The following is a 15,348-nucleotide window of genomic DNA, read 5'->3' as shown; positions in this document are numbered from 1 at the left end:
TGAAAAACGTCTATTGTTCGGACCCGAAGAGGGCCTTGCGTACTGTGCTCGCGAAACCCGACAGGGTGCCGCGATAATCATTTTCCACCGACTGGGTCGTGGCCAGACCGATCACGCCCGGTGCGCGCAGGCTGTTGCTGGTGCCGGTGAGGGTGGTGGCGGGCACAACCGTGCGGTCGGTGCCCACTTCCGTCACTGTCACAGTGCCCGTGGCCGAGCTGGCGGCGGCGGCGACGCGTGTCACCGGCGGTGCCAGATCCACGGAGGTCAGCGTGACCGCCACGGTGACGGGCGTGCCGTCCGGCGTGGACGCCTTTGCCAGTTCCGCCCCCAGCGCAGCCGTCAGATCATCGTCCAGCTGCGCCTTGGTCACGGTGGATGCACGCCCCGACACGGCCTGTGCCATGGTGTCCGTGTCAACCGACACCGACACCACGTTCAGATCCGTGGTATCGCCCGTGGCCCGGATCGACGGTGTGGCACAAGCGGCCAGACCGGCGATCAGGGTGAGGGCAAGCGGGACGCGCAAAGTTTTCATCACGCGAATTTGGCCTGAATCTCGTCCGAGATGTTCTGTGGCACGCCTTCGTAGTGGTCGAACTGCATGGTGAAGTTCGCACGACCCGACGACATGGACCGCAGCGTGTTGATGTAGCCGAACATGTTGGCCAGCGGCACGAAAGCGTCGATGGCAATCGCGTTACCGCGGCTGTCCTGACCCTGTACCTGACCGCGACGCGATGTCAGATCGCCGATGATGCCGCCTGTGTATTCGTCAGGCGTGATCACTTCGACTTTCATGATCGGTTCGAGCAGTTTCGCACCGGCTTTCTTCATGCCTTCGCGCATACACATCCGCGACGCGATTTCGAACGCCAGAACGCTGGAGTCAACGTCGTGGAACTTACCGTCCAGCAGCTGCACCTTGAAGTCGATGACGGGGAAGCCCGCCAACGGACCGCTGTCCATGACCGAGTTGATGCCTTTTTCCACGCCCGGGATGTATTCCTTGGGCACGGCACCGCCGACGATCTTGCTCTCGAACGAATAGCCTTCGCCCGGCTCCGTGGGAGAGATGAGCAGTTTGACTTCGCCGAACTGACCCGAACCACCCGACTGTTTCTTGTGGGTGTAGGTGTGCTCGACTTCGTGGCCGATGGTTTCACGGTAAGCCACCTGTGGCGCACCGATGTTCGCTTCGACTTTGAATTCGCGCTTGAGACGGTCCACCAGGATGTCCAGGTGAAGTTCGCCCATGCCCTTCATGATGGTCTGACCGGATTCGAGATCGGTCTCCACACGGAAGGACGGGTCTTCGGCAGCCAGACGCTGCAGACCTGCGGACATCTTCTCCTGGTCGGCCTTGGTTTTGGGCTCGACCGCGATTTCGATCACCGGATCGGGGAAGGTCATCGTTTCCAGCACAACCGGATCTTTCTCTGCGCACAGAGTGTCGCCTGTTGTGGTGTCTTTCAGACCGGCCAGCGCGATGATGTCGCCTGCGAACGCTTCGGTGATTTCCTCGCGGTCGTTGGAGTGCATCATCATCATCCGGCCCACACGCTCTTTGCGACCTTTGGTCGAGTTGAGCAGCGTGTCACCCTTGTTCAGCGTACCCGAATAGATGCGCGTGAACGTCAGCGAGCCCACGAAGGGGTCGTTCATGATTTTGAACGCCAGACCGGAGAAGGCCATTTCATCGTCCGCACGACGCGGGATGTTACGAACTTCGTCTTCGTCGCCGGGTTTGAAGCCCATGTAGTCGACAACGTCCAGCGGGCTGGGCAGATAGTCGATCACAGCGTTGAGCAGAGGCTGAACACCTTTGTTCTTGAACGCGGAGCCGCCCAGAACGGGAACGAAGGCCATCGACAGGCAGCCCTTGCGCAGCAGGGCGCGCAGGGTCGGGACGTCGGGCTCGTTGCCTTCGAGGTAGGCTTCCATCGCGTCGTCGTCTTGCTCGACGGCGTTCTCGATCATCTTGGCACGCCATTCGTCGGCCATGTCCTTGAGGCTGTCGCGGATCGGCGCCTTGATCCAGGACGCGCCCAGATCTTCGCCTTGCCACAGCCACTCTTCCATGGTGACCAGATCGATCAGACCTTCGAGTTCGGTCTCGGCACCGATCGGGATACCGACAGGCACGGCAACCGCACCGGTGCGGTCTTCGATCATCTCGACACAGTTGAAGAAGTCGGCGCCGATCTTGTCCATCTTGTTGACGAAGACCATGCGCGGCACCTTGTAGCGGTCAGCCTGCCGCCAGACGGTTTCTGTCTGCGGCTCAACACCGGCGTTGGCGTCCAGAACGCAAACGGCACCATCGAGAACCGCGAGCGAACGTTCGACTTCGATGGTGAAGTCAACGTGGCCGGGGGTGTCGATGATGTTCAGGCGGTGCTTGGGCGTGTCGGCGGTTTCACCGTCTTCGGTGCGTTCCCAGAAGGTGGTCGTCGCAGCCGAGGTGATGGTGATGCCGCGTTCCTGCTCCTGCTCCATCCAGTCCATCGTGGCTGCACCATCGTGCACCTCACCGATGTTGTGGGATTTGCCCGTGTAGTACAGGATGCGTTCGGAGCATGTGGTTTTACCGGCATCAATGTGGGCCATGATGCCGAAGTTACGGTATCGGTCGAGCGGATAATCGCGTGCCATTTGTAAAGCTTCCTCAGAGGTATTGCTTTGAAAAGGGTCAGGGGCCCGGCGGATCCGGGCCCCGATCTTAGGGTGTTACCAGCGGTAGTGGCTGAACGCCTTGTTGGCGTCGGCCATCTTGTGCGTGTCTTCGCGTTTTTTCACGGCGGTACCACGGGACTGGACGGCGTCCAGCAGTTCGCCTGCGAGGCGCTCTTCCATGGTGTTTTCGTTGCGCGAACGCGATGCCTTGATCAGCCAGCGGATCGCCAGCGCTTCGCGGCGCTCGGGGCGGACCTCGACGGGCACCTGGTATGTCGCACCACCGACGCGGCGCGAGCGCACTTCGACGGACGGTTTGATGTTGTCGAGCGCTTCGTGGAACACTTCGACGGGGGCGCGTTTGATCTTGCCCTCGACGCGGTCCAGCGCGTTGTAGACGATGCGTTCTGCGACCGACTTCTTACCATCGATCATCAGGTTGTTCATGAATTTGGTCAGAACCAGATCGCCGTATTTGGCGTCTGGCAGAACTTCGCGCTTCTCAGCTGCGTGGCGGCGTGACATTTTTTTGTCTTCCTCTTGGCGGGTCGGTGCGCATGAATGCGCACCCTACGAGTGGATGGGTCCGGTGCGCATCTTCCGCGCACCGCGGCTACATTACTTGGGACGCTTGGCACCGTATTTGGAACGACGCTGCTTGCGGTCCTTGACGCCTTGGGTATCCAGAACACCGCGCAGGATGTGGTAGCGCACACCGGGAAGGTCTTTGACACGACCGCCGCGGATCAGAACAACGGAATGTTCCTGCAGGTTGTGGCTTTCGCCCGGGATGTAGGAGATGACCTCGAAACCGTTGGTCAGGCGAACCTTCGCAACTTTCCGCATCGCGGAGTTCGGTTTCTTGGGCGTTGTTGTGTACACACGTGTGCAGACGCCGCGCTTTTGCGGGCATTCCTGCAGGTGCATGGATTTCGAATACTTGCGTTTTGGCTGGCGCGGCTTGCGGATCAGCTGTTGGATCGTTGGCATTCCGGTTTTATCCCCGTGTTGCTCGTCATGGATGCACGCGAAGCCCGTGGCCCCCTGTGCGGTGAAATTCGATGCCCCCTGCGTCCAGCGGGCGGGTTGCGGGCAGATGGTCCAAAGCGATTAGGCCGCAACGCTCCCGTACCGAGGTGAGCGCGGCGGCTTGCTTACAGAGGATCGGGCCAGTGAAGGCGGCCTGGATCTTGACCACATGCGGTATGATATGTGCGATCTCGGGGCGACCCCTTCGATCAGATAGCGGGCATATACGCACCCCTGCCCCGGCTGTCAACCGCAGCGGGGCCGCAACCCGCACCCTGCGCCATTCTGCCCTTGCCAAGGATCGCGCGGGCGCACCATAGTCGGGCAAAACCAACGGGACCAAGCAGTTATGCAAGTCATCGGGCTATGCCGGTTTTCCTATCCCGCACTGGGCGGCTTTCAGGTCGATTTCGAGGATATGGCCGACAAGATCGCCTATCTTTATGACCCCGCCCGCATGGAGGAACGATTCCACCTGTTCGAGACGGTCGCGCTGAAGTGCCTGCGCCACCAGACCGATCCCGATTTCGAACTGGTGATCGTGGTGGGCGACCAGTTGCCTGCCCCCTATCTGGCGCGGTTGCAGGCGTTGATCCGGGACATGCCGCAGGCCCGCATCGAGGCGCATCCGCCGCGCAACCACCGCGAGGTCATGAAAGAGGTGCTCAACACTGCCCGCCGTGATCCGGCCGCGCCCTGTCTGCAGTTCCGCTACGACGACGATGATGCCGTGGCGGTCGATTTCATCGAACGGCTGCGGCAGGCGGCGGTCGATTGTGCCGCGCTGAGCGCGCAGCACAAGGCCATCGCCTTTGACTGGACCAAGGGATACATCGCCAATTTCGGCGCCAGCGGGATCAACGCCACGCCCCTGCGCAAGACGTTCAACGTGGCGGGGTTGGCGATGCAGATCCGCGGCAACAGCCCGCTAACCATCATGAATTTCGCCCATGAGCGCATTGGCCGCTTCATGCCCTGTGTCAGCTTTGCCGAACCCACCATGTTCATCCGTGGCCATAACACCACCAACGACAGCCGCCAGAAGAAGGTAAAACCGGTGGAGCTTATCGCGCTGGATGACGCCACCCGCGCCGAATTTGCCGACCGTTTTGCCATCGACGAGGCGCAGGTCCGCCGTGTGTTCAGCGCCGGTGCGGCACCCGTCTGACCCGCGCTTCGCGGTAAAGCGTGAAAAGCCCCGTGGCCATGATGATCGCCGCCCCGAGTACCGTCGGCGCGGTCGGAATTTCGCCGAACACAAAGATGCCAAGCGCGATCGCAAACAGCAGCCCCGTATAGCGGAACGGCGCGGTGAAGGACACGTCGCCCGTGCGCATCACCTGCACGCTGAAGAAATAGCCCGCCACGATGCTGAACGCCGACAGCGCGATGAGGGCGGCGGTGGGCGGGGCGACGGAGACCCAGGTTTCCGACGTGCTGCCCAGTCCGGCGGCGAGCGTGACACACAGCGATGTGCCCAGCGTCACCATCCAGCCCGGCGCCTGCGATGAAATGCGGCGCGTGATCATATCGCGGGCGGTCACGCACAGTGCTGCGCCAAGCGCGAAAAGCGACCAGCGGGTGAATCCGTCTGCCCCCGGTTGCACTACCAAAAGCACACCGCAAAAGCCGATGGCGATGGCCAGCAGACGCGGCCAGCCCACCCGTTCGCGGTAGATCAGCGCCGCCGCGAGCGTCACCATCAACGGCACCGATTGCAGGATCGCCGTCACGTTCGCCAGCGGCATGTTGAGCAAGGCCGCAAGGAAGAAGTAGGCCACCATAACCTCGGACAGGCCGCGCAGCACAATCCAGCCCCAATCCGCACGCGGCAACCGCAGGCGCAGACCGCCCACCGCATAGGCCAGCGCACAGATCAGCGTGGTCGCCAGCAGGCCGCGCACAAAGATCAGCTGGAACAGGGGCACCACGCCGCCCGTCAGCTTGATCGCCATATCGTTGAATACAAAGGCCGACATCGACGCCACCATCAGCAGCGCCCCGGCCAGATTGCGCGACATCACAGCGCGCGCAACCGGTCGAGGGACAGGCCGAAATCGGCCTCCAGCGTTTCTTCGATCTGCTCTTGCGCCATGGTGCCGCTGCGGCCCGATGGTCTGGCGCCGGAATCGTTGTCGCGGTGCACCGAGCGCAGGTACATCGGGCGCGAGACCTCCGTCAGCGTGTCATAGTACTGCGGCAGATGCCGGTGGTTGCGGCGAAAGACAGTGTGCACCTTTCCCAGCGGTTCGACCAACCCCAGACCGATGCCCAGTGGTGTCTTTTCGTATTCTTCGCTCAGCGTCATCCCGTCGGGACCGGTGGTGATGTAGAAACCGCGGTTAAAGCCGATGGCGAAACGCTGCGCTACGTCGCGGACGGGGGCGTTGGCCATGGCAATCGCCCGCAACCGCGCTGTGGTGCTGCGGTGGATGGCGTCATCGTCATCGAAGCGGAAGGTCAACGTGTGGGTGGCGCCCTTGTCATGGCCCAGTTTGCGGATCGCCTGCTTGACCGCCTGAAAATGCTGCATTGGCGGCAGGGCCACGAGGCGGGCCTGCGGCAGATCGGCAATCAGTTTTTCGAGGCGGGCATGGGCCCAGAGCGGAAAGTCATCCCCGATGAGCAGGCCGATCTTGAAGTCCGGGTCGTCCTGCACGCGCAAGGACGGCAGCGCCAGCGCTTCGAAAAGCGCGAAACGGCGTTCGAGCCGGTCCGTATCATAGAGCATGTCGCGCACCGCATCGACGCCGCGCCGCGAAACCGCAAATCCGGATTCAGAGAGGTAGGAAAAGCGGATGAGCCCGCGCATCTGAAGTTTGAACTGCTCTGACATGATGCTCTTTGGGACTGGAGTACCGCGAGCCTAGCAGAGCCCCCCGCCCGGCGAAAGCGCAGTAGCCATAAAGAAAAGGCCCCCGCGCCAGAGAGGTGCGGGGGCCCAAGATTTTCAAAGGTCAGCGGCGATCAATCGCGGCTTTCCTCATCGATGATCGGCGCCTGGTCAAAGACGTCGCCACCGACGAAGTCATCCGCACCCGTCGCTTCGGGCGCTGCCAGCGCAGCCGCTTTTTCGGCTTCGATCCGGCGCGCTTCGATTACGACATTGTCGCGATCCTGAGCCACACGGCGCATCTGCTGGGTTGCCCCACCGGTGCCCGCAGGGATCAGACGACCAACGATCACGTTCTCTTTCAGGCCGACCAGCTTGTCTTTCTTACCCTGCACGGAGGCTTCGGTAAGAACGCGGGTCGTTTCCTGGAAGGACGCCGCCGAGATGAAGCTGCGGGTTTGCAGCGACGCCTTGGTGATGCCCAGCAGGATCGGTTCGCCCTTGGCCGGACGACCGCCTTTCGACAGGGCCTTTTCGTTGGCCGCGTCGAATTCCTGCTTGTCGACGTGTTCGCCCTTGAGCAGCGTGGTGTCTCCGGATTCCTGGATCTCCCACTTCTGCAGCATCTGGCGCACGATGACTTCGATGTGCTTGTCGTTGATTTTCACACCTTGCAGGCGATAGACGTCCTGAACCTCGTCGATCATGTAATCCGCCAGTGCTTCGACACCCATGATGGCGAGGATGTCGTGCGGCGCGGGGTTACCGTCCATGATGTAGTCACCCTTCTGCACGAAGTCGCCTTCGGCAACGGGGATGTGTTTCCCCTTGGGCACCATGTACTCGACCTTGTGATCCGGATCTTCGGACGACTCGATCGCGATACGACGCTTGTTCTTGTAGTCCTTGCCGAACCGCACGTAGCCGTCGATTTCCGCGATGATGGCGTGGTCCTTGGGGCGACGTGCCTCAAAGAGTTCGGCCACACGCGGCAGACCACCGGTGATGTCCTTGGTCTTGGCACCTTCACGCGGGATGCGCGCGATGATGTCACCGGCCTGAACCTCCGATTGGTCTTCGACGGACAGGACCGCATCCACGGACATCGGATAGGTGATCGGGTTGCCCGCGTCGTTGCGCAGCGGCTCGCCGTCTTTATCCATCAGGATGATCTCTGGCTTGAGTTCATTGCCCTTGGGTGCGGCACGCCAGTCGATCACGATCTTCTGGGTCATGCCTGTTGCGTCATCGGTTTCGTCCTTGACGGCGATGCCCGACACCAGATCAACGTGCTTGGCCGTACCTGCGGCCTCCGCGATGATCGGCAGCGTGTAGGGATCCCATTCAAACAGCTTGTCGCCGCGGGCCACTTCCTGACCTTCGGATACAAACAGCTTGGTGCCGTAGCCCACTTTGAAGTTGGCGCGTTCTTCGCCCTGCTCATCGATGATGAGCAACTTCATGTTGCGGCCCATGACCATGGTTTCGCCTTGCGCGTTCTCGAGCGTTTGCGCGTTCTCGAACTGGATCTTGCCGGCCTGGCCCGCTTCCTGGAAGGACTGCTGGCCACCCTGTGCAACGCCGCCGATGTGGAAGGTCCGCATCGTCAACTGTGTACCGGGTTCACCGATCGACTGTGCGGCGATGATGCCGACAGCTTCGCCCTGGTTGACCAGCGTGCCGCGTGCGAGGTCACGGCCGTAGCACATGGCGCAGACCCCCTCTTCGGCGTCACAGGTCAGCGGGCTGCGGATCCGGGCCGAGGCCACACCCGCTTCGTCGATGATGTCCGAGGTCCGCTCGTCCACGATCGAACCGGCAGCGGCCAGCACTTCTTCGGTGCCGGGGCGCAGGATGTCCTCGGCCACGACACGGCCCAGCAGACGCTCGGCCAGCGAAGCCACCACTTCACCGTCGTTGACGGCTGCCACGGCAGTGATCGCGGTTTCGGTGCCACAGTCGTGCATGCGCACGATGCAGTCCTGCGCCACGTCAACCAGACGGCGGGTCAGGTAGCCCGAGTTCGCCGTCTTCAGAGCGGTATCCGACAGACCCTTACGGGCGCCGTGGGTCGAGTTGAAGTATTCAAGAACGGTCAGACCTTCCTTGAAGTTCGAGATGATCGGCGTCTCGATGATGTCGCCGTTCGGCTTGGCCATCAGGCCGCGCATGCCGCCCAGCTGTTTCATCTGGGTGACAGAGCCACGCGCGCCGGAGTGGGCCATCATGTAGACCGAGTTCGGTTCCATTTCGGTCCCGTTCTCGTCGTGACGTTCCGCCGAGATGGAGCCCATCATGGCGTCGGTCACCTTGTCGTTACACTTGGACCAGGCATCGACGACCTTGTTGTACTTTTCGCCCTGGGTAATCAGGCCGTCCATGTACTGCTGTTCGAAGTCTTTCACCTGACCGCGTGTGTCCTCGACCAGATCCCATTTGGTTTCGGGGATCAGCATGTCGTCCTTGCCGAACGAGATGCCCGCCTTGAACGCTTCGCGGAAGCCCATGGTCATGATCTGGTCACAGAAGATGACGCTCTCTTTCTGGCCGCAATACCGGTAGACGGTATCGATCACCTGCTGCACTTCCTTCTTGCGCAGCAGACGGTTGACCAGATCGAACGGCGCCTTCGCGTTGAGCGGCAGAAGCGCGCCCAGACGCACACGACCGGGGGTCGTGTCAAAGCGCATCATCACTTCGTTGCCTTCGTTGTCGATCTGCTTGATCCGGGCCTTGATCTTGGAGTGCAGGTGCACCTCACCGGCGTCAAGCGCGTGCTGCACTTCGTCGACGGTGCCAAAGACCTTGCCTTCTCCCTTCATGCCGTCACGCTCCAGGGTCGTGTAGTACAGACCCAGGATCATATCCTGCGATGGCACGATGATCGGCGCGCCGTTGGCGGGCGACAGAACGTTGTTCGTGGACATCATCAGAACGCGTGCTTCCAGCTGCGCTTCGAGCGAGAGCGGCACGTGCACGGCCATCTGGTCACCGTCAAAGTCGGCGTTGAAGGCCGAACAGACGAGCGGGTGAAGCTGGATCGCCTTGCCTTCGATCAGGACAGGTTCGAACGCCTGAATGCCCAACCGGTGCAGCGTAGGCGCACGGTTCAGCATGACAGGGTGTTCGCGGATGACCTCGTCGAGGATATCCCACACTTCGGGACGCTCTTTTTCGACCAGCTTTTTCGCCTGCTTGACGGTGGAGCTGAGGCCTTTGGCCTCGAGCCGCGAGTAGATGAACGGCTTGAACAGCTCCAGCGCCATCTTCTTGGGCAGACCACACTGGTGCAGTTTCAGTTCCGGACCGGTCACGATGACCGAACGACCCGAGAAGTCGACGCGTTTGCCCAGAAGGTTCTGGCGGAAGCGACCCTGCTTGCCCTTGAGCATGTCGGACAGCGATTTCAGCGGGCGCTTGTTGGCACCGGTGATCACGCGGCCACGGCGACCGTTGTCGAAGAGCGCATCGACGGATTCCTGCAGCATCCGCTTTTCGTTGCGCACGATGATGTCGGGTGCACGCAGTTCGATCAGACGCTTCAGACGGTTGTTGCGGTTGATCACGCGGCGGTACAGATCGTTGAGATCGGATGTCGCGAAACGGCCGCCATCCAGCGGCACCAGCGGACGCAGTTCCGGCGGGATCACCGGAATGACGGTCATGACCATCCATTCGGGGCGGTTGCCGGATTCCAGGAAGCTTTCAACCACCTTGAGGCGCTTGATAATCTTCTTGGGTTTCAGTTCGCCCGTGGCTTCCTTGAGATCTTCGCGCAGCTGGTCGGCCTCGGCCTCCAGATCAATGGCGGCGAGCATTTCGCGGATCGCTTCGGCACCGATGTTGGCGGTGAACGCGTCCATGCCATAGGCATCCTGCGCGTCCATGTACTCTTCCTCGGTCATCATCTGACCGTAGGTGAGATCCGTCAGACCCGGTTCGATCACGACGTAGTTTTCAAAGTACAGCACACGTTCCAGATCGCGCAGCGTCATGTCGAGCATCAGGCCGATGCGCGACGGCAGCGATTTCAGGAACCAGATGTGCGCAACCGGCGAGGCCAGCTCGATGTGGCCCATGCGCTCGCGGCGGACTTTTTGCAGCGTGACTTCGACGCCGCATTTCTCGCAGACAACGCCGCGATATTTCATGCGCTTGTATTTGCCGCACAGGCATTCGTAGTCCTTGATGGGGCCAAAAATACGCGCACAGAACAGGCCGTCACGCTCGGGCTTGAACGTCCGGTAGTTGATGGTTTCTGGCTTTTTGATTTCGCCGAAAGACCAGCTGAGGATACGCTCGGGGCTTGCGAGGGAGACCTTGATCTCGTCGAAAACCTTCTGCGGTGTCAGCGGGTTAAACGGGTTGTTTGTCAGTTCCTGGTTCATACTTTTTCCTCAAGTGTCAGAGGGTGCGGGGGAAGGTCGGCGGAAGGTGCGCAGTGAATGCGCACCCTACGTAGGGTGTGCACGTGTTGCGCACCGTGGTTTCGCGCCTACTCGTCTTCCTCCGCATCCAGGAGTTCCATGTTGAGGCCCAGACCGCGGACCTCTTTGACCAGAACGTTGAACGATTCCGGAATGCCGGCCTCGAAGTTGTCCTCGCCCTTGACGATGCTCTCATAGACCTTGGTCCGGCCTGCCACGTCGTCCGACTTCACCGTCAGCATTTCCTGCAGGGTGTAGGCGGCGCCGTAGGCTTCGAGGGCCCAGACTTCCATCTCACCAAAGCGCTGACCACCGAACTGTGCCTTACCGCCCAACGGCTGCTGGGTGACCAGCGAGTATGGACCGGTGGAACGCGCGTGGATCTTGTCGTCCACGAGGTGGTGCAGTTTCAGCAGGTACTTGATGCCCACGGTCACGGGGCGCGCGAATTGCTCGCCCGTGCGACCGTCGAACAGCACCGACTGGCCAGAGGTGTCGAAACCCGCGCGGCTCAGCGCGTCGTTCACGTCGGCCTCTTTCGCGCCGTCAAAGACGGGGGTTGCGATCGGCACACCGCGGGTCACGTTGCCCGCCGCTTCCAACATCGTATCCTCGTCCATGCCGGTGATGCCCTCTTCGTAGACATCATCGCCGTAGGCCAGTTTCATCGCTTCGCGCACCGGCGTCATGTCGCCAGAGCGTTTGTATTCCTGAAGCGCCTCGTCGACGTTCACGCCCAGACCGCGTGCGGCCCAGCCCATGTGCGTCTCGAGGATCTGACCGACGTTCATGCGCGACGGCACGCCCAGCGGGTTCAGACAGAAATCGACCGGTGTACCGTCCGCGAGGAACGGCATGTCTTCCATCGGGACAACCTTAGAAATCACACCCTTGTTGCCGTGACGACCGGCCATCTTGTCGCCCGGTTGCAGCTTGCGCTTCACCGCCACGAACACTTTGACCATTTTCATCACGCCGGGGGGCAGATCGTCGCCACGGCGCACTTTCTCGACCTTGTCCTCGAAGCGGGCATCGAGAGTCCGTTTCTGGATCTCGTACTGCTCGTTCAGGGCTTCGACGATTTTCGCATCGTCCTCGTCCTCGAGTGCGAGCTGCCACCATTGGCCGCGCGTCAGCACGTCATCCAGCACCTCTTCGGTGATCTGGCTGTTCGATTTGACACCCTTGGGGCCTTTGACGGCGGTCTTGCCCAGCAGCATCTCGCGCAGACGCGCGTAGATGTTGCGGTCGAGGATCGCGAGTTCGTCGTCGCGGTCACGGGCCAGACGTTCGACTTCTTCACGCTCGATCTGCAGCGCGCGTTCGTCTTTTTCCACACCGTGGCGGTTAAAGACGCGCACTTCGACGACCGTGCCGAAATCACCGGGCTTCACACGCAGCGACGTATCGCGCACGTCAGAGGCCTTTTCACCGAAGATGGCACGCAGAAGCTTTTCTTCCGGTGTCATCGGGCTTTCGCCCTTGGGGGTGATCTTGCCCACCAGAATGTCGCCCGGCTCTACGTCTGCACCGATATAGACGATGCCCGCCTCGTCGAGGTTGCGCAGGGCTTCCTCGCCGACGTTGGGAATGTCGCGGGTGATTTCCTCAGGGCCGAGTTTCGTGTCACGTGCGGCCACTTCGAATTCTTCGATGTGGATGGAGGTGAACACGTCGTCGCGGCTGACCCGCTCGGAGATCAGGATCGAGTCTTCGTAGTTGTAGCCATTCCACGGCATGAAGGCGACGACGACGTTCTTGCCGAGCGCCAGTTCACCCATGTCGGTGCTGGGACCGTCCGCGATCACCTGACCCTTGGACACCCGGTCACCCACTTTGACCAGCGGACGCTGGTTGATGCAGGTGTTCTGGTTGGAGCGCTGGAATTTGCGCATGCGGTAGATGTCCACACCCGCGTCGCCCAGTTCCAGATCCTCGGTCGCGCGGATCACGATACGTGTGGCATCGACCTGGTCAATGATGCCCGCCCGCTTGGCCATATAGGCCGCGCCGGAATCGCGCGCCACGACTTCTTCGATGCCGGTGCCGACCAGAGGCGCTTCGGCCTGCAGGAGCGGAACCGCCTGACGTTGCATGTTCGACCCCATCAGGGCGCGGTTCGCATCGTCATTTTCCAGGAACGGAATGAGCGAGGCGGCAACCGAGACCAACTGCTTGGGCGACACGTCGATGAGGTCCACGTTTTCCGACGGCGCGAGCGTGTAGTCGCCCGACTGGCGTGTGGACACCAGATCGTTGACGAACTTCATGTCCTCGTCGAGGTTCGCGTTGGCCTGCGCCACGGTGTGACGCATTTCCTCGGTCGCGGACATGTACTGCACGTCATCGCTGACCACACCGCCGGACACCTTGCGATAAGGTGTTTCGATGAAGCCGTATTTGTTGACGCGGGCAAAGGTCGCGAGGCTGTTGATCAGACCGATGTTCGGGCCTTCGGGCGTTTCGATCGGGCACATGCGGCCGTAGTGGGTCGGGTGCACGTCGCGCACCTCGAAGCCCGCACGTTCGCGTGTCAGACCGCCGGGTCCAAGCGCCGAGAGGCGACGCTTGTGCGTCACTTCGGACAGCGGGTTGGTCTGGTCCATGAACTGCGACAGCTGCGAGGAGCCGAAGAATTCACGTACCGCAGCCGCAGCCGGTTTGGCGTTGATCAGATCCTGCGGCATGACGGTGTCGATCTCGACCGACGACATGCGTTCCTTGATCGCGCGTTCCATCCGCAGAAGGCCCACACGGTACTGGTTTTCCATCAGCTCACCGACCGAGCGCACACGGCGGTTGCCGAGGTGGTCGATGTCGTCGATGTCGCCGCGGCCATCGCGCAGGTCGACGAGCGCCTTGATGCAGGCCACGATATCGTCGCGGTCCAGCGTGCGCTGCGTGTCTTCCTTATCCAGTGCAAGACGCATGTTCATCTTCACGCGGCCAACGGCCGACAGGTCATAGCGTTCGCCATCGAAGAACAGCGTGTCGAACAGCGCGGAGGCCGCTTCGACGGTGGGCGGCTCGCCCGGGCGCATGACGCGGTAGATGTCCATGAGCGCGGTTTCGCGGTTCATGTTCTTGTCGTTCGCCATGGTGTTGCGCATGTACGGGCCGACATTGACGTTGTCGATATCCAAGAGTGGGATCTCGGTGATACCGGCGTCGACCAGTTCCTTGGCGGTGCCGCCAATGAGTTCGCCGTCCTTGTCGTATTCCAGCGTCATCTCGTCACCGGCCTCGACATAGATCGCACCGGTTTCTTCGTTGATGATGTCCTTGGCCGCGAATTTGCCCTGGATGTGGTCGAACGGCAGCAGCAGGTCGGTCACGGCGCCATCGTCGATCAGTTTCTTGACCGCACGCGGAGTGACTTTCTTGCCGGCCTCGAACAGCACTTCACCGGACGCCGCATCCACGATGTCGTAGGTCGGACGGGTGCCGCGCACACGCTCGGGGAAGAAGGGTGCAACCCAGCCCTTTTTGTCTTCCAGCTTGTAGGTGACCGTATCGTAATAGGCATCCATGATGGATTCCTGGTCCAGCCCGAGTGCATAAAGCAGGGTGGTCACAGGCAGCTTGCGGCGACGGTCGATGCGCGCAAACACGATATCCTTGGCGTCGAATTCGAAGTCGAGCCAGGAGCCGCGGTAGGGGATGATGCGGCAGGCAAACAGCAGCTTGCCGGAGGAGTGGGTCTTGCCCTTGTCGTGGTCAAAGAACACACCGGGCGAGCGGTGCATCTGGGACACGATCACACGCTCGGTGCCGTTCACGATGAACGTCCCGTTTGGCGTCATCAGGGGCATGTCGCCCATGAACACGTCCTGTTCCTTGATATCCTTGACGGATTTCGCACCGGTGTCTTCATCGACATCGAACACGATGAGACGCAGCGTCACCTTGAGCGGCGCGCTGTAGGTCATGTCGCGTTGCTGACATTCCTCGACGTCGTACTTGGGCTTCTCGAGCTCGTACTTGACGTATTCCAGAACGGAAGTTTCGTTGAAGTCCTTGATCGGGAAAACCGATTGAAAGACGCCTGTGATGCCTTCACCGTCGGTGGGCTCGGGCGCGTCACCGGAGTTCAGGAACAGGTCGTAGGAAGATTTCTGTACCTCGATGAGGTTCGGCATTTCCAGCACTTCGCGGATTTTGCCGTAGTATTTACGAAGACGTTTCTGGCCAAGGAAGGATTGTGCCATGTGTCGTGTCACCTTTCGTGTCTCTTGCCGGATGCGCCATCGCCGGGGCCGCGATGCACATTCATAAGAGCGGGTTGATCCGGGTCTATGCTGGACCACGTCCCACCGTGCTCCTTCCGACCCATTGGACCTCTCCAGAAAGACGCTTTTGCGGCAAAGCGTCTTTCAAGACAGG

9 protein-coding genes are annotated in these 15,348 nt (G+C 61.1%); 1 reads left to right on the top strand and 8 read right to left on the bottom strand.

Annotated features, from left to right (window positions below):
* Window positions 1-10: 10 nt before the first annotated feature.
* From K3756_RS02870 to rpsL, 4 genes are all read right to left on the bottom strand, one after another.
* Window positions 11-538 carry a hypothetical protein gene (locus K3756_RS02870; protein WP_259990721.1) on the bottom strand — a complete coding sequence of 176 codons (528 nt, stop codon included), beginning with the start codon at window positions 536-538 and terminating at the stop codon, window positions 11-13.
* Window positions 538-2,655: an elongation factor G gene (gene fusA, locus K3756_RS02865; RefSeq protein ID WP_259990719.1), complete on the bottom strand. Its 2,118-nt coding sequence runs from the start codon at window positions 2,653-2,655 to the stop codon at window positions 538-540. Before fusA ends, K3756_RS02870 begins: the two co-directional genes overlap by 1 nt.
* A 75-nt stretch (window positions 2,656-2,730) precedes the next feature.
* Entirely contained in the window at window positions 2,731-3,201 is a 471-nt protein-coding gene (rpsG, locus tag K3756_RS02860) for a 30S ribosomal protein S7 (protein ID WP_259990717.1), read from the bottom strand.
* A gap of 93 nt (window positions 3,202-3,294) precedes the next feature.
* Window positions 3,295-3,666, bottom strand: a complete 372-nt coding sequence (gene rpsL, locus K3756_RS02855; protein ID WP_025063456.1) for a 30S ribosomal protein S12 — start codon at window positions 3,664-3,666, stop codon at window positions 3,295-3,297.
* Between the two features lie 388 nt (window positions 3,667-4,054).
* Here rpsL and K3756_RS02850 point away from each other — a divergent pair, with 388 nt between their 5' ends.
* On the top strand, window positions 4,055-4,873 hold the full coding sequence (locus tag K3756_RS02850; protein WP_259990711.1) for a putative rhamnosyl transferase: 819 nt from the start codon (window positions 4,055-4,057) through the stop codon (window positions 4,871-4,873).
* Here the strand turns inward: K3756_RS02850 and K3756_RS02845 are convergent.
* The 4 genes from K3756_RS02845 to rpoB all read right to left on the bottom strand — a co-directional run bounded on the left by K3756_RS02845 (window position 4,848) and on the right by rpoB (window position 15,173).
* Entirely contained in the window at window positions 4,848-5,726 is an 879-nt protein-coding gene (locus K3756_RS02845) for a DMT family transporter (RefSeq protein WP_259990709.1), read from the bottom strand. The genes K3756_RS02850 and K3756_RS02845 overlap by 26 nt on opposite strands.
* Window positions 5,726-6,541, bottom strand: coding sequence for a putative rhamnosyl transferase (locus K3756_RS02840; RefSeq protein ID WP_259990707.1), 816 nt, complete (start codon window positions 6,539-6,541; stop codon window positions 5,726-5,728). Before K3756_RS02840 ends, K3756_RS02845 begins: the two co-directional genes overlap by 1 nt.
* A 131-nt stretch (window positions 6,542-6,672) precedes the next feature.
* A complete protein-coding gene (rpoC, locus tag K3756_RS02835; protein ID WP_259990705.1) occupies window positions 6,673-10,926 on the bottom strand; it encodes a DNA-directed RNA polymerase subunit beta' in 4,254 nt (1,417 codons plus the stop codon).
* 107 nt (window positions 10,927-11,033) lie between these two features.
* Entirely contained in the window at window positions 11,034-15,173 is a 4,140-nt protein-coding gene (gene rpoB, locus K3756_RS02830; protein WP_259990703.1) for a DNA-directed RNA polymerase subunit beta, read from the bottom strand.
* Window positions 15,174-15,348: the final 175 nt, after the last annotated feature.

Source organism: Sulfitobacter sp. S190, assembly GCF_025141935.1.
Classification (GTDB): Bacteria; Pseudomonadota; Alphaproteobacteria; order Rhodobacterales; family Rhodobacteraceae; genus Sulfitobacter.
Note: the sequence above shows the minus strand (reverse complement) of the source record. Positions and strands in the feature narration are given on the sequence as shown.

What these genes read in the sequence shown, in the direction of transcription:
- K3756_RS02870 (WP_259990721.1), bottom strand. Translation starts at nt 538, where the DNA reads ATGAAAACTTTGCGCGTCCCGCTTGCCCTCACCCTGATCGCCGGTCTG.
- fusA (WP_259990719.1), bottom strand. Translation starts at nt 2,655, where the DNA reads ATGGCACGCGATTATCCGCTCGACCGATACCGTAACTTCGGCATCATG.
- rpsG (WP_259990717.1), bottom strand. Translation starts at nt 3,201, where the DNA reads ATGTCACGCCGCCACGCAGCTGAGAAGCGCGAAGTTCTGCCAGACGCC.
- rpsL (WP_025063456.1), bottom strand. Translation starts at nt 3,666, where the DNA reads ATGCCAACGATCCAACAGCTGATCCGCAAGCCGCGCCAGCCAAAACGC.
- K3756_RS02850 (WP_259990711.1), top strand. Translation starts at nt 4,055, where the DNA reads ATGCAAGTCATCGGGCTATGCCGGTTTTCCTATCCCGCACTGGGCGGC.
- K3756_RS02845 (WP_259990709.1), bottom strand. Translation starts at nt 5,726, where the DNA reads ATGTCGCGCAATCTGGCCGGGGCGCTGCTGATGGTGGCGTCGATGTCG.
- K3756_RS02840 (WP_259990707.1), bottom strand. Translation starts at nt 6,541, where the DNA reads ATGTCAGAGCAGTTCAAACTTCAGATGCGCGGGCTCATCCGCTTTTCC.
- rpoC (WP_259990705.1), bottom strand. Translation starts at nt 10,926, where the DNA reads ATGAACCAGGAACTGACAAACAACCCGTTTAACCCGCTGACACCGCAG.
- rpoB (WP_259990703.1), bottom strand. Translation starts at nt 15,173, where the DNA reads ATGGCACAATCCTTCCTTGGCCAGAAACGTCTTCGTAAATACTACGGC.